We start from the raw sequence: 17,018 nt of genomic DNA, 5'->3' as shown, positions 1-17,018 counted from the left end.
CAAACACTTTTGCCAGGGTTCCGGGTTGTCCGGATAGTCCTGGGCAGGAAACGGCAACTGGAGGAAGCAATGAAGAAGTACGACGTGGTGGTGGTCGGCGGGGGCGCCGCGGGGCTGAGCGGGGCGGTGGCACTGGCCCGGTCGCGTCGCTCGGTGCTGGTGGTCGATGCCGGCGAACCGCGGAACGCGCCGGCCGGTCACGTGCACAACTACCTTGGCAGGGAGGGCACTCCCCCGGCCGAGCTGCTCGCGATCGGACGGTCCGAGCTGGCCGGTTACGGCGGCGAGGTGATGAACGGGACCGTCACCTCGATCACTCGGCACGAGGACGGTGAGTTCACCGTCCAGCCGGCCGGTGAACCGGCCGTCCGCGCCCGCCGCCTTCTGGTGACGACCGGGCTGAAAGACGAGCTGCCCGAGGTGGCCGGGCTGGCGCGCCGGTTTGGCCGCGACGTGCTGCACTGCCCGTACTGCCACGGCTGGGAGGTGCGCGACCAGGCCATCGGGGTCCTCGCGACCAGCCCGATGAGCCTGCACCAGGCGCAGATGTGGCGGCAGCTGAGCGACGACGTCATCGTCTTCCGGCACACCGCACCGGCGTTCGACGTCTCGGAGCTCGCCGAGCTGGCAGCGCGCGGCATCCGGGTTGTCGACGGGGCGGTGGCCGCGATCGAGGTTTCGGACGACCGGCTCAGCGGCGTCCGGCTGGAATCGGGCGAGGTGGTGGCGCGGGAGGCGCTGGCGATCGCGCCCCGGTTCGCCGCGCGGGCCGAATTGCTGGCGCCGCTCGGATTGACGGTGGAGGACGTGGAACTCAACGGCCACGTGCTCGGCACCCAGGTGCCCACCGGCGAATCCGGGGCGACCGCAGTACCGGGTCTGTGGCTGGCCGGGAACGTCACGAACATGATGGCGCAGGTCTCGGTCTCCGCCAGTGCCGGACTCGCGGCGGGGGCGGCGATCAACCGGAGCTTGATAGAGGAGGAGGTCGCCGAGGCGGTGCGGCGAAGCGGGGAGCCGGACCGGACCGAACGCGCGGTCGTCGCGGCGGGGCGGAAACGCTAGGCGTGGCGCGGGGTTCCGAAGTGGACGGCAAGGACCCCCGGCTGCCCACGCGAAGGGAAAGTGCGAACTGCGCGCACACCCGGCGTAGCACGAAAGTCCACAGTGGATGACCAGTCGTTGAGACATTCGAGTCACGCACCCAAAGGGAAGCATGAACTTCTTGCATTGCACTCAGCAACAGGACCAACACCCGGGAACATTCGGGCCACGCTCGCACGGGTAGGCACTAAGCTCCCCCGGCAACCGTCTGGCATGCGAATCAAGTCCACAGTAGACGTCCGGCTGCCGAGACACTCGGGCCGACGACCAAGGGAAGCGCAAGCCCCAAGTGCGCACCCAGCAGCGGCTCTCAGGAAACCTGAGCCCGTCCGTGCCGCCCGAGTCCGAAGTGGACCCAGGCGGCACGGGCGGGGATCAGGGCAGGTAGTACATCGGGTTCGGCAGCTTCACCGGGTACGACGCGTGGCCGCCCTCCAGGTCGCTGAACTGGTCGCCGACGTTGAGGACGATGGTCGCACCGGTCTTTTCGAGGTGCGCGCGGGTGCCCGACTTGTACTGCACGGTGTTGCACTTCAGGCCGCACGGCAGGTAGTCCGGAGCGGTCGTCGCGGGCTTGAAGAACGCGCCTGCCGGAGCGGGGAAGCCTTCGTTCGCCAGGTTCTTCAGTGACTGCGGGCCTTGCGGTTCGGAGCGGCCGGTGACGAAGTAGACCGCCACCCCGCGCTGCGCGGCCCAGTTCGCCAGGTCCAGCACCGGTTTGTTGGCCGGGAAGGAGCCGTCGTCGATCGCCTGCTGTTGTTTGGCCGGGTCGAAGCCGAAGTCGTTGTCGGCCTCCCAGCCGTAGGTGACTTCGGAGGTGTCGTCGATGTCGAGCACGATCGCCGGGCTGCGCACCCGGCCCAGCTGCTCGGCGAGATGCCGCTTCGCGTCTGCGACCACGCGCAAGGTGTCGGAGACGAACCGGCTCGTGTCCGAGTAGTGGTGCTTGCCCGAGGCGTCGAGGTAATCGCCGTAGTAGGCCTTGACGTCGTTCTTCACTTGGCCGATGTTGGCGGGCTCACGACCGTGCGCGGCGGTGACCTCGTCCGAGCCGGCGAGTGCGGTGGCACCACCGGCTACGGTGGCACCGACGGCCGCGGCGACGGCGAGCTTGACGAGAGCGGGAAAACGGGACAAGACAACCCCTCTGGTTCAGGCGAATTACGGCGAGCCAGCCGAACCTACGCCCGGCCCGTCCGCCGGTAAACCCCCGAAAGGATCCGTTCGGCCCGGCAGAGGAACGCCACCGGCGAGCGGCCGATCCGCGTCAGCACAACAGTGGACTCTTCGGTGCCTCGTGGTTTCAGCCTGCGCCGCAACGCATCCGGATCCACATCGAGACCACGCACCAGGATCTCCAGCCGTCCGACGTCGAATCGCCGCAACGCGGCGGCCAGCGTCTTCTCCCGGTAGGGCAGCTGCTCCAGCACCCGGAAAGCCCGGCCGGGCGGTGGCGTGTCGCCGGTCAGGTAGGCGATGCGCTCGTCCAGCTGCCACAGGCCGTGCCGGGCCGCGTAGTGCCGGACGAGGCCGGCCCGGACCACGGCACCGTCCGGGTCCACCAGCCACTGGCCGGGCGGGCGCACGGGGAGGTCGTCCGGCTCGGCGTCGGTGATAGTCCATTGTGTACCGTCTGAACGCAGCACTGTGGCACGCCGGGTGACGTCAGTGGACGAATCGCGCCAGAGACAGGCCTCTCGGACCTGACCGTCCAAAGACACCAGTTCGACTTCCGAAGCCCACGGCGCGATGGAGAAATCCATACCCGGCGCACACTTCACCGACAGGACCCGGCCGGGATAGGCGTCGACCAGCTCGTCCAGCGGAGGCAGGAAGTCCGCAGGGCGCCACACGCGGCGGCCCGCGGAATCCCGGCGCGCCGGATCGGCGACTACCGCAGCCTCTCTCGATACCGGGCGCAAGGCGTCGGCCTGGACCACCGCCGCAGAAGCCGAGGCCATCGAAGCGTTGTGCCGCGCCATTTCCAGGCGCACCGGGTCCACATCGGACCCCAGCACGACCCGGGCCGACTTGGCCAGTTCGACCAGATCGGCCCCGACCGAACAGGTGACGTCGTGCACCACCAGTCCGGCCAGCCGCGCGGCCCGATGCCGGGCCACGGGAGTGGCGCTCGCCTGCTGGAGCGCGTCGGCGGTGAACAGCCACTCCCCCGCGTCCGCGATCTTCGCCGCCGATTTCCGGCGCAGCGTCACGGTTTCCAGCACCGCGGCGGCCCGCTCTCCGGCCACGCGGCGCATCGCGGTCACGTCGGCGATCCGCGACGTGTCGGTCAGCCGCAGTTCCGCGCACGCCGCGAGCGCCGCCGTTCCCGCGGCAGAACGCAGGAAGGCGACGTCGTCGACGGTGAATCGGTAGGTCAATTCAGGACGACCGCTTGGTCCCGGTGATCATCACGTTGTAGAACAGCTCCCGCGGCAACACCTTCGACAGCACCTTCTTGTCCAAAGCGGACAGCCGCAGCCAGAGGTGATAGGCGAACAGCCGCCAGCGCACGGTGAGCTTCTCCTGCGGCACCGCGGCCTCGAACGTGCGGATCGGCCAGCCCGCCAGCGCGGCGGAGAACTCCTCGGTGACCGCGCGGACATCCTGCGCCCCGGCGCCGCGAGCCGTCTTCTCCAGCTCGGACGGGTCGAAGGTGTGGATGTCGACCACGGCCTCCAGCGCCGCCGCGCGCGAGGATTCGTCCAATTCGGACTGTGGCCGCCGCCAGGCGCCCAGCACCGGCAGCTTCGTCAGGTTCGTCGTCAGATACCAGGTGAGCCGGCCGAGCCGACGCGCGTAGCGGTCGCCGATCTTCGTCGGCTCACCGGCGAACACGAACCGGCCGCCGGGCTTGAGCACCCGCAGCACCTCGCCGAACGCCTGGGCCACGTCCGGGATGTGGTGCAGCACCGCATGCCCGACCACCAGGTCGAACGTGTTGTCGTCGTACGGAATCCGCTCCGCGTCGGCGACTTTGCCGTCGACGTCGAGGCCGAGGTTCTCCGCGTTGCGCAACGCGACCTGGACCATGCCCGGTGACAGGTCGGTGACCGAGCCCTTCTTCGCGACCCCGCCCTGCATCAGGTTCAGCAGGAAGAATCCGGTGCCGCTGCCCAGCTCCATCGCATGCGAGTATGGCTGCCCGCCCGCGCCGGCGACCGCGGTGAACACGTCGGTGGCGTAGGAGATGCAGCGCTCGTCGTAGGAGATCGACCACTTCTCGTCGTAGGTCCCGGCTTCCCAGTCGTGGTACAGGACGTTCGCGAGCTTCGGATCGTCGTAGGCCGCTTTGACCTCTTCGGCCGTGGCGTGCGGATTCGGCGCCGGATCGGCCACCGCGGTCACTTCCCCTCGAAGGTGGCCTTGCCCGGCCCGTTCTCGATGAACGACCGCATACCGTTTTTCTGATCCTCGGTGGCCCACAGCGCGGTGAACAGCTGGGTCTCGATCTTCAGGCCGGTGGCGAGGTCCACATCGAGGCCCGCGTCGATGGCGGCCTTCGCGGCCCGCAGCGCGACCGCGGGACCGTTCGCGAACTGCGCGGCCCACTTGTGCGCGGCGGCGTACACGTCGTCCGGCGCCACGACCTCGTCGACGATGCCCAGCTTGAGCGCTTCCTCGGCCTTCACGAACCGGCCGGTGAAGATCAGGTCCTTGGCCTTGCTCGGGCCGATCAGCCGGGCGAGCCGCTGGGTGCCGCCGGCCCCGGGGATGATGCCGAGCTGCACCTCCGGCTGGCCGACCTTCACGTTGTCGCCGGCCACCCGGTAGTCCGCGGTCAGCGCGAGTTCGAGGCCGCCGCCGAGGGCATAGCCGGTGATGGCGCAGACGACCGGCTTGGGGATGTTCGCGACCCGGGCCAGCGACGCGGTCAGCTCGGCACCGAACTTCGCGATCTCCGGGTAGGTCCGCTCGGCCATCTCCTTGATGTCCGCACCGCCGGCGAAGGTCTTCTCCCCGCCGTAGAGGATCACCGCGCGCACGTCGTCGCGGTCGGAGGCCTCGCGGGCGGCCTCGGCCAGCTCGGCCTGCAGCTGGTTGTTCAGCGCGTTGACCGGCGGACGGTCCAGCCGGATCGTGCCGATCCCGCCCTCGACCTCCAGGGTTACGAACTCTCCCACGATGCTTCCTCCTCGTCGGCGGGACCCGCGGACCGCCCGCGGGCTACCCAACGGTAGGGCCAACCTACCTGCGGCGTGCGAAGAACCGTGCACCCGAGCGTTGCAGCACCAGGTCCTGATCGAAGGTCTTGGACAGGTTCTCGCTGGTGATCACGTCGTCCACCAGGCCGGACACCACCGCGCGGCCCTCGCGCAGCAGCAGTGCGTGGGTGAACCCGGGCGGGATCTCCTCCACGTGGTGGGTCACCAGCACAGTGGCCGGCGCGTCCGGGTCCATGGCAAGGGACGACAGGCGGGCGACCAGGTCCTCCCGGCCGCCGAGGTCGAGACCGGCGGCCGGCTCGTCGAGCAGCAGCAGCTCCGGATCGGTCATCAGGGACCGGGCGATCAGCACGCGCTTGCGCTCGCCCTCGCTGAGCGTGCCGAAGGTGCGCTCAGCGAGGTGCGCGATGCCCAGCGTGCCGAGCAGCTCCGCGGCACGGTCCAGGTCAAGTTTGTCGTATTCCTCACGCCAGCGGCCCATCACCGCGTACCCGGCGCTGACCACCACGTCGCCGACCAGCTCCTCGCCGGGCACGCGCTGGGCGATCGCGGCGGAGGTGAACCCGATGCGCGGACGCAGGTCGAAGATGTTGACCCGGCCGATCCGGTCGCCGAGCAGATCCACCTCGCCGGTGGTGGGGTGGAGTTCGGCGGCGGCCAGGCGCAGCAGCGTGGTCTTGCCCGCGCCGTTCGGGCCGAGCACCACCCACCGCTCGTCCAGCTCGACCGACCAGTCGAGGTCTGCGAGGAGGTCGTTGCCGGTGCGGCGGACGCCGACACCGGCCATCCGTACCACCAGATCGTCAGGGTCGCTGGGCAGGATCGGCTCGCTCACGCGCCCATTGTGGCGGCCCGCGCCGACCCGCACGCACCCGCCCGGGGTAACCGGTTCCGGCCGCCGCGGCGGTCCAGCGGCTGAGACGCCCGGCAGCGGGCCGCCGCGCTGTGGCAGCATGCGGAGGTGATCGTTTCCGCGCCCGCCGTCCGCCCGGTCAGCCGGGGCTCGTTCTGGCGCCGTCGCGCGATCGATCTCCTTCTCGTCGCCTCCTGCGGGTGTACCCGGGCGCGATAGGCACGGCGGATCCCTGTCCGCGGGTGCTCCGTCGCGCTGCCGTGTCCAGCCGTTTCCACACCCACCCCAGGAGCACCGTTGACCACCTCGATCAGCCCTTCGTCCGTCGAAACCCATCCCCAGCTGACCGACCCGCTGCTGGCCGAACTGCTGCATCCGGCCCGGCTGCTGTGGACCCCGCGGGAGCTGGCCGAGCTGACCCGCACCGTGACCACCGAGCTGACCTCCGGGCTGCGCGGCATCCTGCGTTTCGACGAGGATCGCCGCTGGTGGGCGCGGCTCGCGCTGACCGACGGCGTCGAGCTGTGGCTGTTGTCGTGGCTGCCCGGCCAGCACACCCAGCCGCACGATCACGGCGGCGCGGCCGGTTCGTTCACCGTGCTGCAGGGCGAGCTGGGTGAGGAGTACCGCTACCCCGGCGGTCCGATCCGCCGCCGCACGCACGTGACGGGCGAGGGCATCGGCTTCGGCGCCGGGCGGGCGCACCAGGTGACCGGCATCGGCGATCAGCCCGCGGCGAGCGTGCACGCATACTCACCGCCGCTCGTGCCGACCCGCGCGTACTCGACGCTGGCCGATGTGCCGAGCGAGATTCCCGCGCTGCCCGCGATAATCCGCTGATGACCGCGATCGACACCCGCCTCGCCGACGCTCGGTCCACATTGGACCGGGCGGATCCGGCACGCGCGGCGGACCTGCAAGCCGCGGGTGCGCTGCTGGTCGACATCCGCCCGCACGAGAACCGGCTCGCCGAAGGCGAGATCCCCGGTTCGGTCGTGGTCGAGCGGATCCACCTGGAATGGCGGCTCGCGCCGGACAGCGAATGGCGGCTGCCGGGGGTGACCACCGACACAGTGGCCGTGGTGGTGTGCAACGAGGGGTACGCGTCCAGCCTCGCGGCCGCCGATCTGCAGCGGCTCGGCCTGCGCCGGGCGACGGACCTGGCCGGCGGTTTCCGCGCGTGGGCGGCGGCCGGGCTGCCGGTGCAGCCGGGCGGGAGTCCGGCGGTTCCCTAGGCCAGGTGGGTCAGGAGCCGTCCGGTGCCAGACGGGCGCCGATGGTTCCGCCGAGCGCCTGGAAATGCCGGAGGACGGCGTCGCTGAGGGCCTGGAGGTCCGCGTTCGTGCCGCCGGGCACCGGGAACTGCGCCACGGACCAGGCGGACGGTCGCGTGCTGGTCTCGGTCGGCAGGACCAGCGCGGGGATCTCCGGCGGACGCAGGTTCGCGTCGGGCGAGGAGAGGGCCACCGGCGCCAGCGCGGGAAGATCACCGAGGGTGGCCTTCATTTCTTCGAGTGCCGCGCTGGCCTCGTCCAGCACGCGGGCCGCGTCGGCGGCGTGGTGGCCGCGTTCGGTCAGCATCTCGGCCAGGCTGGGGCCGGACGTGTCCTCGGGGAAGCGCCGGGACAGATCTTCCGCGGCATCCGCGTAACGGTGGAGTGCGTGTGTCGCGGCGCGGTGGGCTTCGGCCGCGCGCCGGATCTGGTCGAGCTGCTTCTCGCGCACGGCGTCGTAGGCTTCGGCGCCGCCGCCCGACCACCATCGGGCGTGGGTGCGCGCGGTCAGCTCCGCTTCGACCGGTTCGAGCAGCACGACCACCCTCCGGCACCGCTCGGCCTCCGCCCGCATAAGCCCGAAGATGTCCGACCACGACGGGGGCGGACCGGTGTAGCCCTGCGCCATCAGCCGAGTGCCTTCCGGATGCCGTTCGGGTCGGCGTCGGACTCCTCCGTCGCCCGGCCCACTTCGTTGATCACGGCCTCGGCCTCGGCCTCGTACGCGGCGTAGTGCTCCGCCGCGATCCGTACGCGTTCGGCGAGCTTCGCCAGATCGGTGGCCACCAGTTCCCGGGAACGCACGGAAGCCTGCTGGAACCGCTCCAGGCTCTTGGCCAGCAGCACTTCACCCGCCCGGTCGGGGCGGACGCTGAACTGGAGCGCGCCGCGGCCGGTCTCGAACTCCGTGTGCCGATCGGTCAGCCTGCCCGCGACCTCGCGCAGCCGCGCGGGGTCGGCTTCGTAGCCGGTCATCGTCCGCCCTGCCGCCTCAGGATCCGGACATCGTGCGCAGCACGGCGGGCGGCAGCGAGACCGTCCGCTCGGTGCCGCTGCCGGGCACCGCGCTCGGGTTCACCAGCACGCCGGTGGGCTTCCCACGGCGCACGGCCGCGGTGGCCAGCTCGCGGCCCGACCAGTGCCGGATCCCCGACCACCGGTCGCCCACCACCCCGCGGTATCGCTCAAGCGTCCAGTCGTCGGTGAAAACGCAGTACCACTCGCAGTCCGGGCCGAGCGAGGCGACCAGCGGGCCGTCCCCGAGCAGCGGGACCCGCAGCCGTTCCTGCGGGAACCGGGAAAGGACGTAGCGCGGCAGGTCGACGAATGCCTCGACGGCGGACAACTCACCACGTCGGGGCGCGGCCTTTTCCCCGGCAAGCAGTACGCGCGCGGCGGCCAGTTGCGCGGATTCGAGCGGCCGTTGTGGACGACGAACGCTTTCCGCTATCCGGGCGGTGAATAACTCGCGTTGGTCATCGCATTTGGTGCGGCCCGCGCCGAGCCGGGCGAACCGGCCGCGCAATGTCCGGGATTCCGCATCCTGGGTCAGGCCGACGTTGAACGCGGCCCAGAACACCTCGGCGAGGCCGGGGTCGCCGAATTCCGCGAGGACCGCCGCGAGCCGCGCGACCACGATGACCCGCACCAGCTCCGGGTCCGCGTCCCCGGGCACGTGCCAGCGCCGCCGCAGCTCCGGGCCGAGGAACGACCGCAGGTCCGCACGCCAGATCCCCCTTCCCTTGTGCAGCGCCTCGATGGCCTTCGACATCGCGCCGCGTACTGGGAATTCCCCTCGTCGCACGTGTTCCGACGGACCCACGTGGTCCTCCTTCCCGCCCAGGGCGCTGATCTTAAACGAAGAACGCACACCGAGAATCCGGAATATTCCACCGCGGTCCGGACCACTCGCGTGAACTGGGAAAACGCGGAAAAGACGTGGAATTCTGTGCGGGAAACCACGGGGTAATCACGGTCCGGCAGATCGAGGTGACATCGCGTATCGGGTATCGGCCGCGACTTTCCCGCGAGAACCACCGGAATGGCGGTGTGCCCGCAGCCGCCGAGGTTAGGTTCGGGAAAACGGACCAGCCCGTGGGTCCGGGAATGGGGAGAGACCGGTGGAAATCGCGATGATCGTCGCGCTGTCGTTGCTCAGCGGCGCCAGCCTGACCGCGCTGCAGGCGAGCTGGCGCGCGCGGCGCCGGCTCGAACGGCGGCTGGCCGAATCGGCGCAGGTCTGGCCGGTGTGGCCGGAATACCACCCGTACGACCAGCCGTGGCCGGTCGTCGTCCGGCAGCCGGTGCAGTACCCGGCCGTGCCTTCGCAGCCGGTGCGGAGGTACTGGCCGCACGAGGTGCGTTACCCGCCGAACCGGCGGTGAGACCTCAGGCGAGCACCACTCTGGCCAGCTCCGCGGGGCTGGCCAGCAGTGGATGTTTCGGCAGCACGCGCACGGTGTAGCCGATCGAACCGGCGCGGGGCAGCCGGAAGGTCGCCGCGAACGCGCCGATACCGTCGCCGCGCATCGGGACCAGGGCGGTATCGGTGAGTTCGTCACCGTCGCCCACCCGGCCGACCACGGCTTGGACGTCCACTTCGGACGGATCAAGGCCGGCGAGGTCGATCCGGGCGCGCACGGTCACCTCGGTACCCACCACGAACCGCTCGGTGCGGTCGTGAAGCAGCTCGGCGTCGAAGATCCGCACCCGGGGCCACGCGACTTCGAGCTTGGTGCGGTAATCGGCCAGCGACAGTGCACCGCGGTAAGCATCGTCGGTCGCCGCGGCGACCATCCGGGACGCGGGCAGGTAGCCCGAGTCCACATACTCGCGCACCATCCGCGAAGCCTGCACGCGCGGGCCGAGGGTCTCCAGCGTGTGCCACACCATGGACAGCCAGCCGGTGGGCACGCTGTCCTCCCCGGTGTCGTAGAACAGCGGCGCGATCTGCTGGCCGAGGAGGTCGTACAGCGCGGCGGCCTCCAGGTCGTCGCGGCGCAGCGGGTCGGTCACGCCGTCCGCGTTCGGGATGGCCCAGCCGTTGGAGCCGTCGTAGCACTCGTCCCACCAACCGTCCCGGATGGACAGGTTGAGCCCGCCGTTGAGCGCCGACTTCATCCCCGACGTGCCGCACGCCTCCAGCGGCCGCACCGGGTTGTTCAGCCACACGTCACAGCCGCGGTAGAGATAGCGGGCCATGGACATGTCGTAGTCCGGCAGGAACACGATCCGGTGCCGCACCGCGGGATCGTCGACGAACCGCACGATCTGCTGGATCAGCTGCTTGCCGTTCTCGTCCGCCGGATGCGACTTGCCGCCGACCACGATCTGGATCGGCCGCCGCTCGTCCAGCAGCAGGGCGCGCAGCCGGTCCGGATCGCGCAGCATCAGCGTGAGCCGCTTGTAGGTGGGCACCCGGCGCGCGAAGCCGACCGTCAGCACGTCCGGATCGAAGACCCGGTCCGTCCAGCCCAGCTCCAGCGCCGACGCGCCACGCTGCATCCACGCCGCGCGCACCCGGCGACGGACTTCGGCGACCAGCTTCTCCCGCAGCTCCCGACGCAACGCCCACAGCTGCTCGTCGCTCACGCCGTCGCGCAGCGAACTGCCCGGCGCGCGGCCTTCGTGGCCGAACTCGTCGTGGTTGCCGCCGAGCAGCGCGCTCAGCTCCCGCGCGACCCAGGTCGGGCCGTGCACACCGTTGGTGATGGACGAGATCGGCACCTCGTCCTCGTCGAATCCGGGCCACAGCCGGGAGAACATCCGCCGGGTGACCCGGCCGTGCAGCTCGGAGACCCCGTTCGCGCGCTGGGCCAGCCGCAGGCCCATGTGCGCCATGTTGAACAGGCCGGGGTTGTCCTCCGCGCCGAGCTGCAGCACCCGGCGCACGTCCACATCGGGCACCAGCCGCCCGTCGGAGAAGTAGCGCTGCACGAGGTCCACCGGGAACCGGTCGATGCCCGCGCTGACCGGCGTGTGCGTGGTGAAGACGGTGCCCGCCCGGACCGCCGGAAGCGCCTCGTCGAAGGCCAGCCCGTCGGCCTGGACGATCTCGCGGGCCCGCTCCAGCCCGAGGAACCCGGCGTGCCCTTCGTTGGTGTGGAACACCTTCGGCTGCGGATGCCCGGTCAGCTCGCAGAACTTGCGCACCGCTCGGAACCCGCCGATCCCGGCGAGGATCTCCTGCCGGATGCGATGGTCGGCGTCGCCGCCGTAGAGCCGATCGGTCACCGGGCGGAGGTCCTCGTCGTTGGCCTCGATGTCGGTGTCGAGCAGCAGCAGCGGGATCCGGCCGACCCGGGCCCGCCACAGCTGCGCACGCAGCTCACGTCCGCCGGGCATGGCGACCTCGACCAGCACCGGGCGGCCGTCCTCGGTCACCAGCTCCAGCGGGAAGGCGTTGGGGTCGATCACCGGGTAGTGCTCGACCTGCCAGCCATCCAGCGACAGGCCCTGGCGGAAGTAGCCCGACCGGTAGAGCAGGCCGACGCCGACCATCGGCACACCGAGATCGGACGCGGCCTTGAGGTGGTCGCCGGCCAGCACGCCGAGCCCGCCGGAGTAGTTCGGCAGCGCCTCGGTGACGCCGAACTCCATGGAGAAGTACGCCACCGCCGCCGGCAGGCCCTCGTCGGTGCGCCGCTGGTACCAGCGCGGTTCGGTGAGGTAACGCTCCAGCTCGGCCGCGGCTTCGTCCGTGCGGCGCAGGAAATCCTCGTCCACCGCCAGCTCTTCGAGCCGCTGCGGGGGCAGCGCGGTGAGCATCCGCAGGGGGTCGCGGATCCGGTCGAACAGCCCGGCGTCCATCGAGGCGAACAGGTCGCGGGTCGGGGGATGCCAGGTCCAGCGGAGATTGGTGGCCAGTGCGCCGAGGCCGGCGAGCGGCTCGGGCAGACTGGCGCGAACGGTGAACCGGCGGACTGCACGCATGGTCAGCGACCATATCGGGCCGGCGCCGGCGGCGCGCGTGGCCCACTTGGGGCATTGTGCCCATCCAGGGCGTACACGCTCGGTAGTCTCCGGAAGCCGAAAACGGGGATGGGAGCGAGGAAACATGAGCCGAGGGGGACGCACGCTGGCGATGCTCGTGGTGGCCGGGCTGCTGGGCACGACGGCGTGCAGCGGCACGAGCGCTGCTCCGGTGACGCCGGGGGCGGGCAACGTCGCGGGGCTGCCGGTGACCCATTTCGAAAGCGGGCTCAAGCCGGGCGCGGCCACACCGGACCTGCAGGTGCGCGGAGCCGAGGGCGGTACCGACGACCAGCTAGCCACCGCCGCCATCGCGGACGTGCAGGCCTACTGGTCGGCCATGCTGCCCGCGCAGTTCGACGGCGCAGCCTTCAAGCCGGTGACCTCGCTGCTGTCCTACGATTCGCGCCGCGACCGCGAGGAGACCGCCTGCGGCACCGTCAAGGAACTGGTGAACGCGTTCTACTGCGCCCGCGACGATTCGGTGGCCTGGGACCGCGGAGTGCTGCTGCCGATGCTGCGCAAGCGATTCGGCCCGATGGCCGTGGTGACCGTGCTGGCGCACGAGTTCGGGCACGCCGTCCAGTACCGGCTCGGCGATCGCGCGGGGATCACCAAGGCCACCCCGACCGTGGTCAAGGAACAGCAGGCGGATTGCTTCTCGGGCAGTTACTTCCGGTGGGTCGCGGGAGGCAGCGGCAAGTACTACCAGGTGTCCACCGCCGAGGGCCTGGACCAGGTGCTGGCCGCGCTGTTCCTCATTCGCGACCAAGCAGGCACGAGCGGGACCGACCGGCAGGCCCACGGCACCGCCTTCGACCGCACGTTCGCGTTCCAAACCGGGTTCGAGAAAGGCCCGAAAGAGTGCGCCGGGATGAACGCGGCGAACGTCCAGGCGCGGCTGACCGAGCGACCGTTCGACGCGGGCGACCGCGGCAAGGGCAACGCGAAGTTCGACGAAAGCACGCTGCAGCTGGTGAAGACCAGCCTGGACGAGGCGTTCCGAGGCGCGGGCGTGACGGCCCCGCAGTTCGTTCCCGGCAGCGGCAGCTGCCCGGCCGGCGGCCCGAGCACCCCGCCCGTCTCGTACTGCCCGGACGACAACACCGTGCAGCTGGACCTCAACCGGCTCGCGGAGCTGGCCCAGCCAGTGGACCAGCAAGCCGAGCTGGCCGGCCACACTACGACCGGGATGGGTGATTTCGCGGCGTTCGCCGAGCTTGCGTCTCGTTACGCGCTCGGCATTCAGAAGGGCGTCGGCGCCTCGCTCGACAACGCGAACGCGGGCCTGCGCACGGCCTGCCTGGTCGGTGCGTGGGCCGGGTTCACCCACAAGCCCGGCGCGTCCGGCAAGCTGCGGCTCTCCGCGGGCGATCTGGACGAGGCGATCGCAGACTTGCTCCGGCCGGACGGGCTGGTCTCGGCCGACGTCCGCGGGAAACGCCCGGACAGCGGCTTCGATCGAGTGGAAGCCCTCAGGCGTGGCTACCTGGAAGGTTCGGCCATTTGCTCGAAGCAGTACTCTTGACCAGTACGACGAAGGCCCGGTGTCCTCGGCCGGGGACACGGGGCCTTCGTCGTGCGTTTACGCGGGCTTCCGCTCAGTACAGCGCGCTGGCCAGCTCCCGGCGGGCCTTGCCGACCCGCTCGTCGGCCGGGTCGAACAGCTCGAACAGGGCCACCAGGTGTTCCCGGACCCGGTTGCGGTCCTCCCCCGCGGTCCGCCGGACCGCGTCGATCAGGCGGCGGAAAGCGGCTTCCACGTCCTGTCCGGCGACCTCCAGATCGGCGGCGGCGAGCTGGGCGTCCAGATCGGCCGGATCGGCGTCCGCCTTCGCCCGGGCGTCCGGGTCGGCGACCTCGGCCCGGGCCGTGAACTTGACCTGGGCCAGGGCGTTGCGGGCAAGATCGTTGGCCGGTTCGGCGTCCAGGATGCGCTCGTAGGCGGCCTGCGCGGCGGCGAAATCGCCCCGTTCGAAGGCTTCCTCGGCCTCGGTGAAACGCGGGTCCTCCGGCTCCTCGACCGGGCCGCGGGCCTCCTCGGCGGCCCGGATGCCGGGCAGCCGGTCGCGCAGGGCGTCCAGCAGTGAGTCCAGCCACTTCCGGATCTCCGGTTCGGGCAGCGCCCCGGAGAACGCGTCGACCGGCTGGCCACCGGCGATCGCCACCACGGTGGGGATCGACTGCGCGCCGAACAGCTGCGCGATGCGCGGATTGGCGTCCACGTCGACCTTGGCCAGCACCCAGGCGCCGCCGGCGTCCGCGGCCAGCCGCTCCAGCACCGGGCTGAGCTGCTTGCACGGGCCGCACCATTCAGCCCACAGGTCCACGACCACGAGCTGGTTCAGCGAACGCTCGACCACATCGGACTGGAAGCTCGCCTCGCTCACCTCGAGCACTGCCGCCGACGGGGGCGCGGACCCCCCGGCAGGCGGGGCGCCGTCCGCGGGTGGGGCGCCGGGCCGGCTCTGGGCCGCCTCCGCCCGTGCCTTGAGCGCGGACAGGTCGACCGCGCGGGACAATGCGGCGGACAGCGCCGCCGGGTTTCCTGCAGATCCGCGTGGGTTCGTCACACCTCCATCCTGGCACGCACACCGGCGCGGGGTGGCGGGAGTCCCACCGTTCCTGCGTTGGCGTTCCGGTCCCCGGCTGAGGCATGCTCTGCGGGACCGCAGGGAGGCCCGGATGCTGAGCCGGCGCAACGCGACGGTGGTGGCCGCCGTCGCCGCCGCGGTGGCGTGGATCGTGACCATCACGGTCCTCGTGGCCCACGAGGACGCCCCGGGCGCCCCGTCGGCGCCAGAACTACGCGAACAGCTCACCGCGGCACTTTCCGGGCGCGACACGGACGCGCTGGCCGGGCTTCTCGACGTCCCCGGCTCCGGCGCCGCCGACTTGGCCGGCGACTACGTCCGGGTGCTCGGCGACGACCAGGTGCGCGACGTGACCGTGCGGCTCGTCCCGGACGAGCACGCGCCGACCACCGCAGTGGTCAGCGGGGTCGGCCGGAGCGGGGCCCGGTTCACCTACCCGCTGGCGGTGACCAGCGCGAAGGGCCGGTGGACGGTGTCGTTCATCCCGCCGCTGCCTTGAGGGTGGGCCGGTGTCTCGCGCGGACTGGAACAAACTGTTGTCAGGTACTGCTACGTGTAGACGTTTTGTTCCACGAGCCGTCGCCGCGCTCAGTCCTTACGCAGGTGTGCCTCCACCCGTTCCACCTTCGCGGCCAGCTGGTCCTCGTAGCCGGGCCGGATGTCCGCCTTGAGCACCAGCCCGACCCGCGCCGACCCCTCCCCCGCGGCTTCCACGGCCTGCTTCACCACGGCCATGACCTCGTCCCACTCGCCCTCGATGTTGGTGAACATGGCGTCGGTCGAATTCGGCAGCCCGCTCTCGCGTACCACCTTGACCGCTCGGGCGACCTTCTCGCTCACCCCGCCGTCCGGGTCCCCGCCGGACGGGCTCACGCTGAACGCGACGATCATGCTCGACTTCCTTTCGCCTGCCGGATTTCCGGTGGGGCCTCAGGGCACCGCGCGGTACCCGCTGGTAGCTTCGCGTGTCATGAACCGTCCGCTGCCGTTCGACCCGATCGCCCGCGCGGCACAGTTCTGGGAGGACCGGATCGGTCCGGCCGGAACCATGGCCGCGGTCACCGGGGTGATGCGCGTGCAGCAGATCATCCAGTCCGCGGTCGACGGTGCGCTGAAGCCGCACGGCCTCACCTTCGCCCGCTACGAGGCGCTCGTGCTGCTCACCTTCTCCCGCCACGCGAGGCTGCCGATGCGGGTGATGGGTGAACGGCTGCAGCTGCACCCCACCAGCGTCACCAACATAGTCGACCGGCTCGAACGCGACGGGCTGGTCAAGCGGGTGCCGCACCCGACCGATCGGCGCACCACCCTGGTGGAGATCACCGAGGACGGCCGCGTCCGCCGGGAGGCGGCGACCGCGGCCGTGGTCGGGATCGATTTCGGCCTCACCGGCCTCACCGAGCGGCAGGTCGGCCAGCTCACCGAGCTGCTCACCAAGGTCCGCAAGTCCGCGGGCGACTTCACCGAATAGCACGACGGGCCTGCGCGAAGCTCGCACAGGCCCGTCGCTCGGGGGATTCGGGGAGGGTCAGGCAACCGGCTCAGGCACGCGCCGGAACAGGCCGACGCCGCCGTGGGTGAGCCGCTGCGGGCCGTCGAGCCGGCCGTTGCGCAGCGCCCACTTCTCGAACAGCCAGGTGAACAGCGGCGGGATGCTGGCCAGCAGCGCGAGCACCAAGGTGCGCGGACGCCAGCCCAGCGGCTTCGCCACGGACAGGGAGGTGATCACGTACAGGACGAAGATGACGCCGTGCACCATGCCGAGGACGCGCACGCCGCCCTCGCCGGAGGAGTCGACGGCGTACTTGAGAAACATCCCGATCAGCAAGCCGAGCCAGGACAGAGCCTCGGCGACTGCGGCCACGCGGAACACGAGAGCGGCCTTGCTGGACACGACATCCTCCTGTGCGTCACCTGGTGCGTGCTGCCTGCACACACAAAAACGTCCGGCGCACTGTCCAAGGCGGACGGATCCGCTCGGCGTCAACAGCGATGTCGGACGTATGACGACAGTGTGCGGGATGAGCGGGCTCACCGGAACACCGGGTCCCGTGAC

The 17,018-nt window shown here is 70.8% G+C and carries 19 protein-coding genes; 7 read left to right on the top strand and 12 right to left on the bottom strand.

Annotated features, from left to right (window positions below):
• Positions 1 to 69 precede the first annotated feature (69 nt).
• Entirely contained in the window at positions 70 to 1,065 is a 996-nt protein-coding gene (locus D5S19_RS03425; protein WP_120021876.1) for an NAD(P)/FAD-dependent oxidoreductase, read from the top strand.
• Between the two features lie 414 nt (positions 1,066 to 1,479).
• On the opposite strand, the gene D5S19_RS03420 is transcribed toward D5S19_RS03425, so the two are convergent.
• From D5S19_RS03420 to D5S19_RS03400, 5 genes are all read right to left on the bottom strand, one after another.
• Positions 1,480 to 2,241 carry an HAD family acid phosphatase gene (locus D5S19_RS03420; RefSeq protein ID WP_120021875.1) on the bottom strand — a complete coding sequence of 254 codons (762 nt, stop codon included), beginning with the start codon at positions 2,239 to 2,241 and terminating at the stop codon, positions 1,480 to 1,482.
• Positions 2,242 to 2,285: 44 nt separating this feature from the next.
• Positions 2,286 to 3,485, bottom strand: a complete 1,200-nt coding sequence (locus D5S19_RS03415; RefSeq protein WP_120021874.1) for a THUMP-like domain-containing protein — start codon at positions 3,483 to 3,485, stop codon at positions 2,286 to 2,288.
• A 1-nt stretch (position 3,486) separates the two neighbouring features.
• Complete coding sequence (locus D5S19_RS03410; protein ID WP_120021873.1) at positions 3,487 to 4,452, bottom strand: class I SAM-dependent methyltransferase; 966 nt, start codon at positions 4,450 to 4,452, stop codon at positions 3,487 to 3,489.
• Entirely contained in the window at positions 4,449 to 5,228 is a 780-nt protein-coding gene (locus tag D5S19_RS03405; RefSeq protein WP_120021872.1) for an enoyl-CoA hydratase/isomerase family protein, read from the bottom strand. Before D5S19_RS03405 ends, D5S19_RS03410 begins: the two co-directional genes overlap by 4 nt.
• A 64-nt stretch (positions 5,229 to 5,292) precedes the next feature.
• Entirely contained in the window at positions 5,293 to 6,105 is an 813-nt protein-coding gene (locus D5S19_RS03400; protein WP_120021949.1) for an ABC transporter ATP-binding protein, read from the bottom strand.
• A 315-nt stretch (positions 6,106 to 6,420) separates the two neighbouring features.
• Here D5S19_RS03400 and D5S19_RS03395 point away from each other — a divergent pair, with 315 nt between their 5' ends.
• Together D5S19_RS03395 and D5S19_RS03390 are read left to right on the top strand one after the other, a co-directional pair.
• Positions 6,421 to 6,963: a cysteine dioxygenase gene (locus tag D5S19_RS03395; RefSeq protein ID WP_120021871.1), complete on the top strand. Its 543-nt coding sequence runs from the start codon at positions 6,421 to 6,423 to the stop codon at positions 6,961 to 6,963.
• On the top strand, positions 6,963 to 7,358 hold the full coding sequence (locus tag D5S19_RS03390) for a rhodanese-like domain-containing protein (RefSeq protein WP_120021870.1): 396 nt from the start codon (positions 6,963 to 6,965) through the stop codon (positions 7,356 to 7,358). Before D5S19_RS03395 ends, D5S19_RS03390 begins: the two co-directional genes overlap by 1 nt.
• Before the next feature lie 10 nt (positions 7,359 to 7,368).
• Here D5S19_RS03390 and D5S19_RS03385 read toward each other — a convergent pair whose 3' ends face one another.
• From D5S19_RS03385 to D5S19_RS03375, 3 genes are read right to left on the bottom strand one after another with little or no spacing between them, the layout of a single operon-like run.
• Positions 7,369 to 8,025: a hypothetical protein gene (locus D5S19_RS03385; RefSeq protein WP_120021869.1), complete on the bottom strand. Its 657-nt coding sequence runs from the start codon at positions 8,023 to 8,025 to the stop codon at positions 7,369 to 7,371.
• Entirely contained in the window at positions 8,025 to 8,372 is a 348-nt protein-coding gene (locus tag D5S19_RS03380) for a hypothetical protein (protein WP_120021868.1), read from the bottom strand. Before D5S19_RS03380 ends, D5S19_RS03385 begins: the two co-directional genes overlap by 1 nt.
• 16 nt (positions 8,373 to 8,388) lie before the next feature.
• Positions 8,389 to 9,219: a hypothetical protein gene (locus tag D5S19_RS03375; protein ID WP_147397319.1), complete on the bottom strand. Its 831-nt coding sequence runs from the start codon at positions 9,217 to 9,219 to the stop codon at positions 8,389 to 8,391.
• A gap of 298 nt (positions 9,220 to 9,517) precedes the next feature.
• On the opposite strand from D5S19_RS03375, the gene D5S19_RS03370 reads away from it, so the two are divergent.
• Positions 9,518 to 9,781, top strand: coding sequence for a hypothetical protein (locus D5S19_RS03370; RefSeq protein WP_120021866.1), 264 nt, complete (start codon positions 9,518 to 9,520; stop codon positions 9,779 to 9,781).
• Between the two features lie 4 nt (positions 9,782 to 9,785).
• Here the strand turns inward: D5S19_RS03370 and glgP are convergent, their stop codons facing one another.
• Positions 9,786 to 12,329, bottom strand: a complete 2,544-nt coding sequence (glgP, locus tag D5S19_RS03365) for an alpha-glucan family phosphorylase (protein WP_120021865.1) — start codon at positions 12,327 to 12,329, stop codon at positions 9,786 to 9,788.
• Positions 12,330 to 12,453: 124 nt separating this feature from the next.
• Here glgP and D5S19_RS03360 point away from each other — a divergent pair, with 124 nt between their 5' ends.
• Positions 12,454 to 13,896: a neutral zinc metallopeptidase gene (locus tag D5S19_RS03360; RefSeq protein ID WP_120021864.1), complete on the top strand. Its 1,443-nt coding sequence runs from the start codon at positions 12,454 to 12,456 to the stop codon at positions 13,894 to 13,896.
• 73 nt (positions 13,897 to 13,969) lie between these two features.
• On the opposite strand, the gene D5S19_RS03355 is transcribed toward D5S19_RS03360, so the two are convergent.
• Positions 13,970 to 14,941 (bottom strand): tetratricopeptide repeat protein, encoded by a 972-nt coding sequence (locus tag D5S19_RS03355; protein ID WP_120021863.1) that lies wholly within the window; start codon positions 14,939 to 14,941, stop codon positions 13,970 to 13,972.
• Positions 14,942 to 15,053: 112 nt separating this feature from the next.
• Here D5S19_RS03355 and D5S19_RS03350 point away from each other — a divergent pair, with 112 nt between their 5' ends.
• Positions 15,054 to 15,461: a hypothetical protein gene (locus D5S19_RS03350; protein WP_120021862.1), complete on the top strand. Its 408-nt coding sequence runs from the start codon at positions 15,054 to 15,056 to the stop codon at positions 15,459 to 15,461.
• Between the two features lie 89 nt (positions 15,462 to 15,550).
• Here the strand turns inward: D5S19_RS03350 and D5S19_RS03345 are convergent, their stop codons facing one another.
• Entirely contained in the window at positions 15,551 to 15,853 is a 303-nt protein-coding gene (locus D5S19_RS03345) for a thiamine-binding protein (protein WP_120021861.1), read from the bottom strand.
• A gap of 79 nt (positions 15,854 to 15,932) precedes the next feature.
• Here D5S19_RS03345 and D5S19_RS03340 point away from each other — a divergent pair, with 79 nt between their 5' ends.
• Positions 15,933 to 16,433, top strand: a complete 501-nt coding sequence (locus D5S19_RS03340) for a MarR family winged helix-turn-helix transcriptional regulator (protein ID WP_120021948.1) — start codon at positions 15,933 to 15,935, stop codon at positions 16,431 to 16,433.
• Positions 16,434 to 16,490: 57 nt separating this feature from the next.
• Here D5S19_RS03340 and D5S19_RS03335 read toward each other — a convergent pair whose 3' ends face one another.
• Entirely contained in the window at positions 16,491 to 16,856 is a 366-nt protein-coding gene (locus D5S19_RS03335) for a DUF3817 domain-containing protein (RefSeq protein ID WP_120021860.1), read from the bottom strand.
• Positions 16,857 to 17,018: the final 162 nt, after the last annotated feature.

It is taken from the genome of Amycolatopsis panacis (assembly GCF_003600245.1).
Taxonomy (GTDB): domain Bacteria; phylum Actinomycetota; class Actinomycetes; order Mycobacteriales; family Pseudonocardiaceae; genus Amycolatopsis; species Amycolatopsis sulphurea.
The sequence above is the reverse complement of the archived record's forward strand: the minus strand, read 5'-3'. Positions and strand labels throughout refer to the sequence as shown.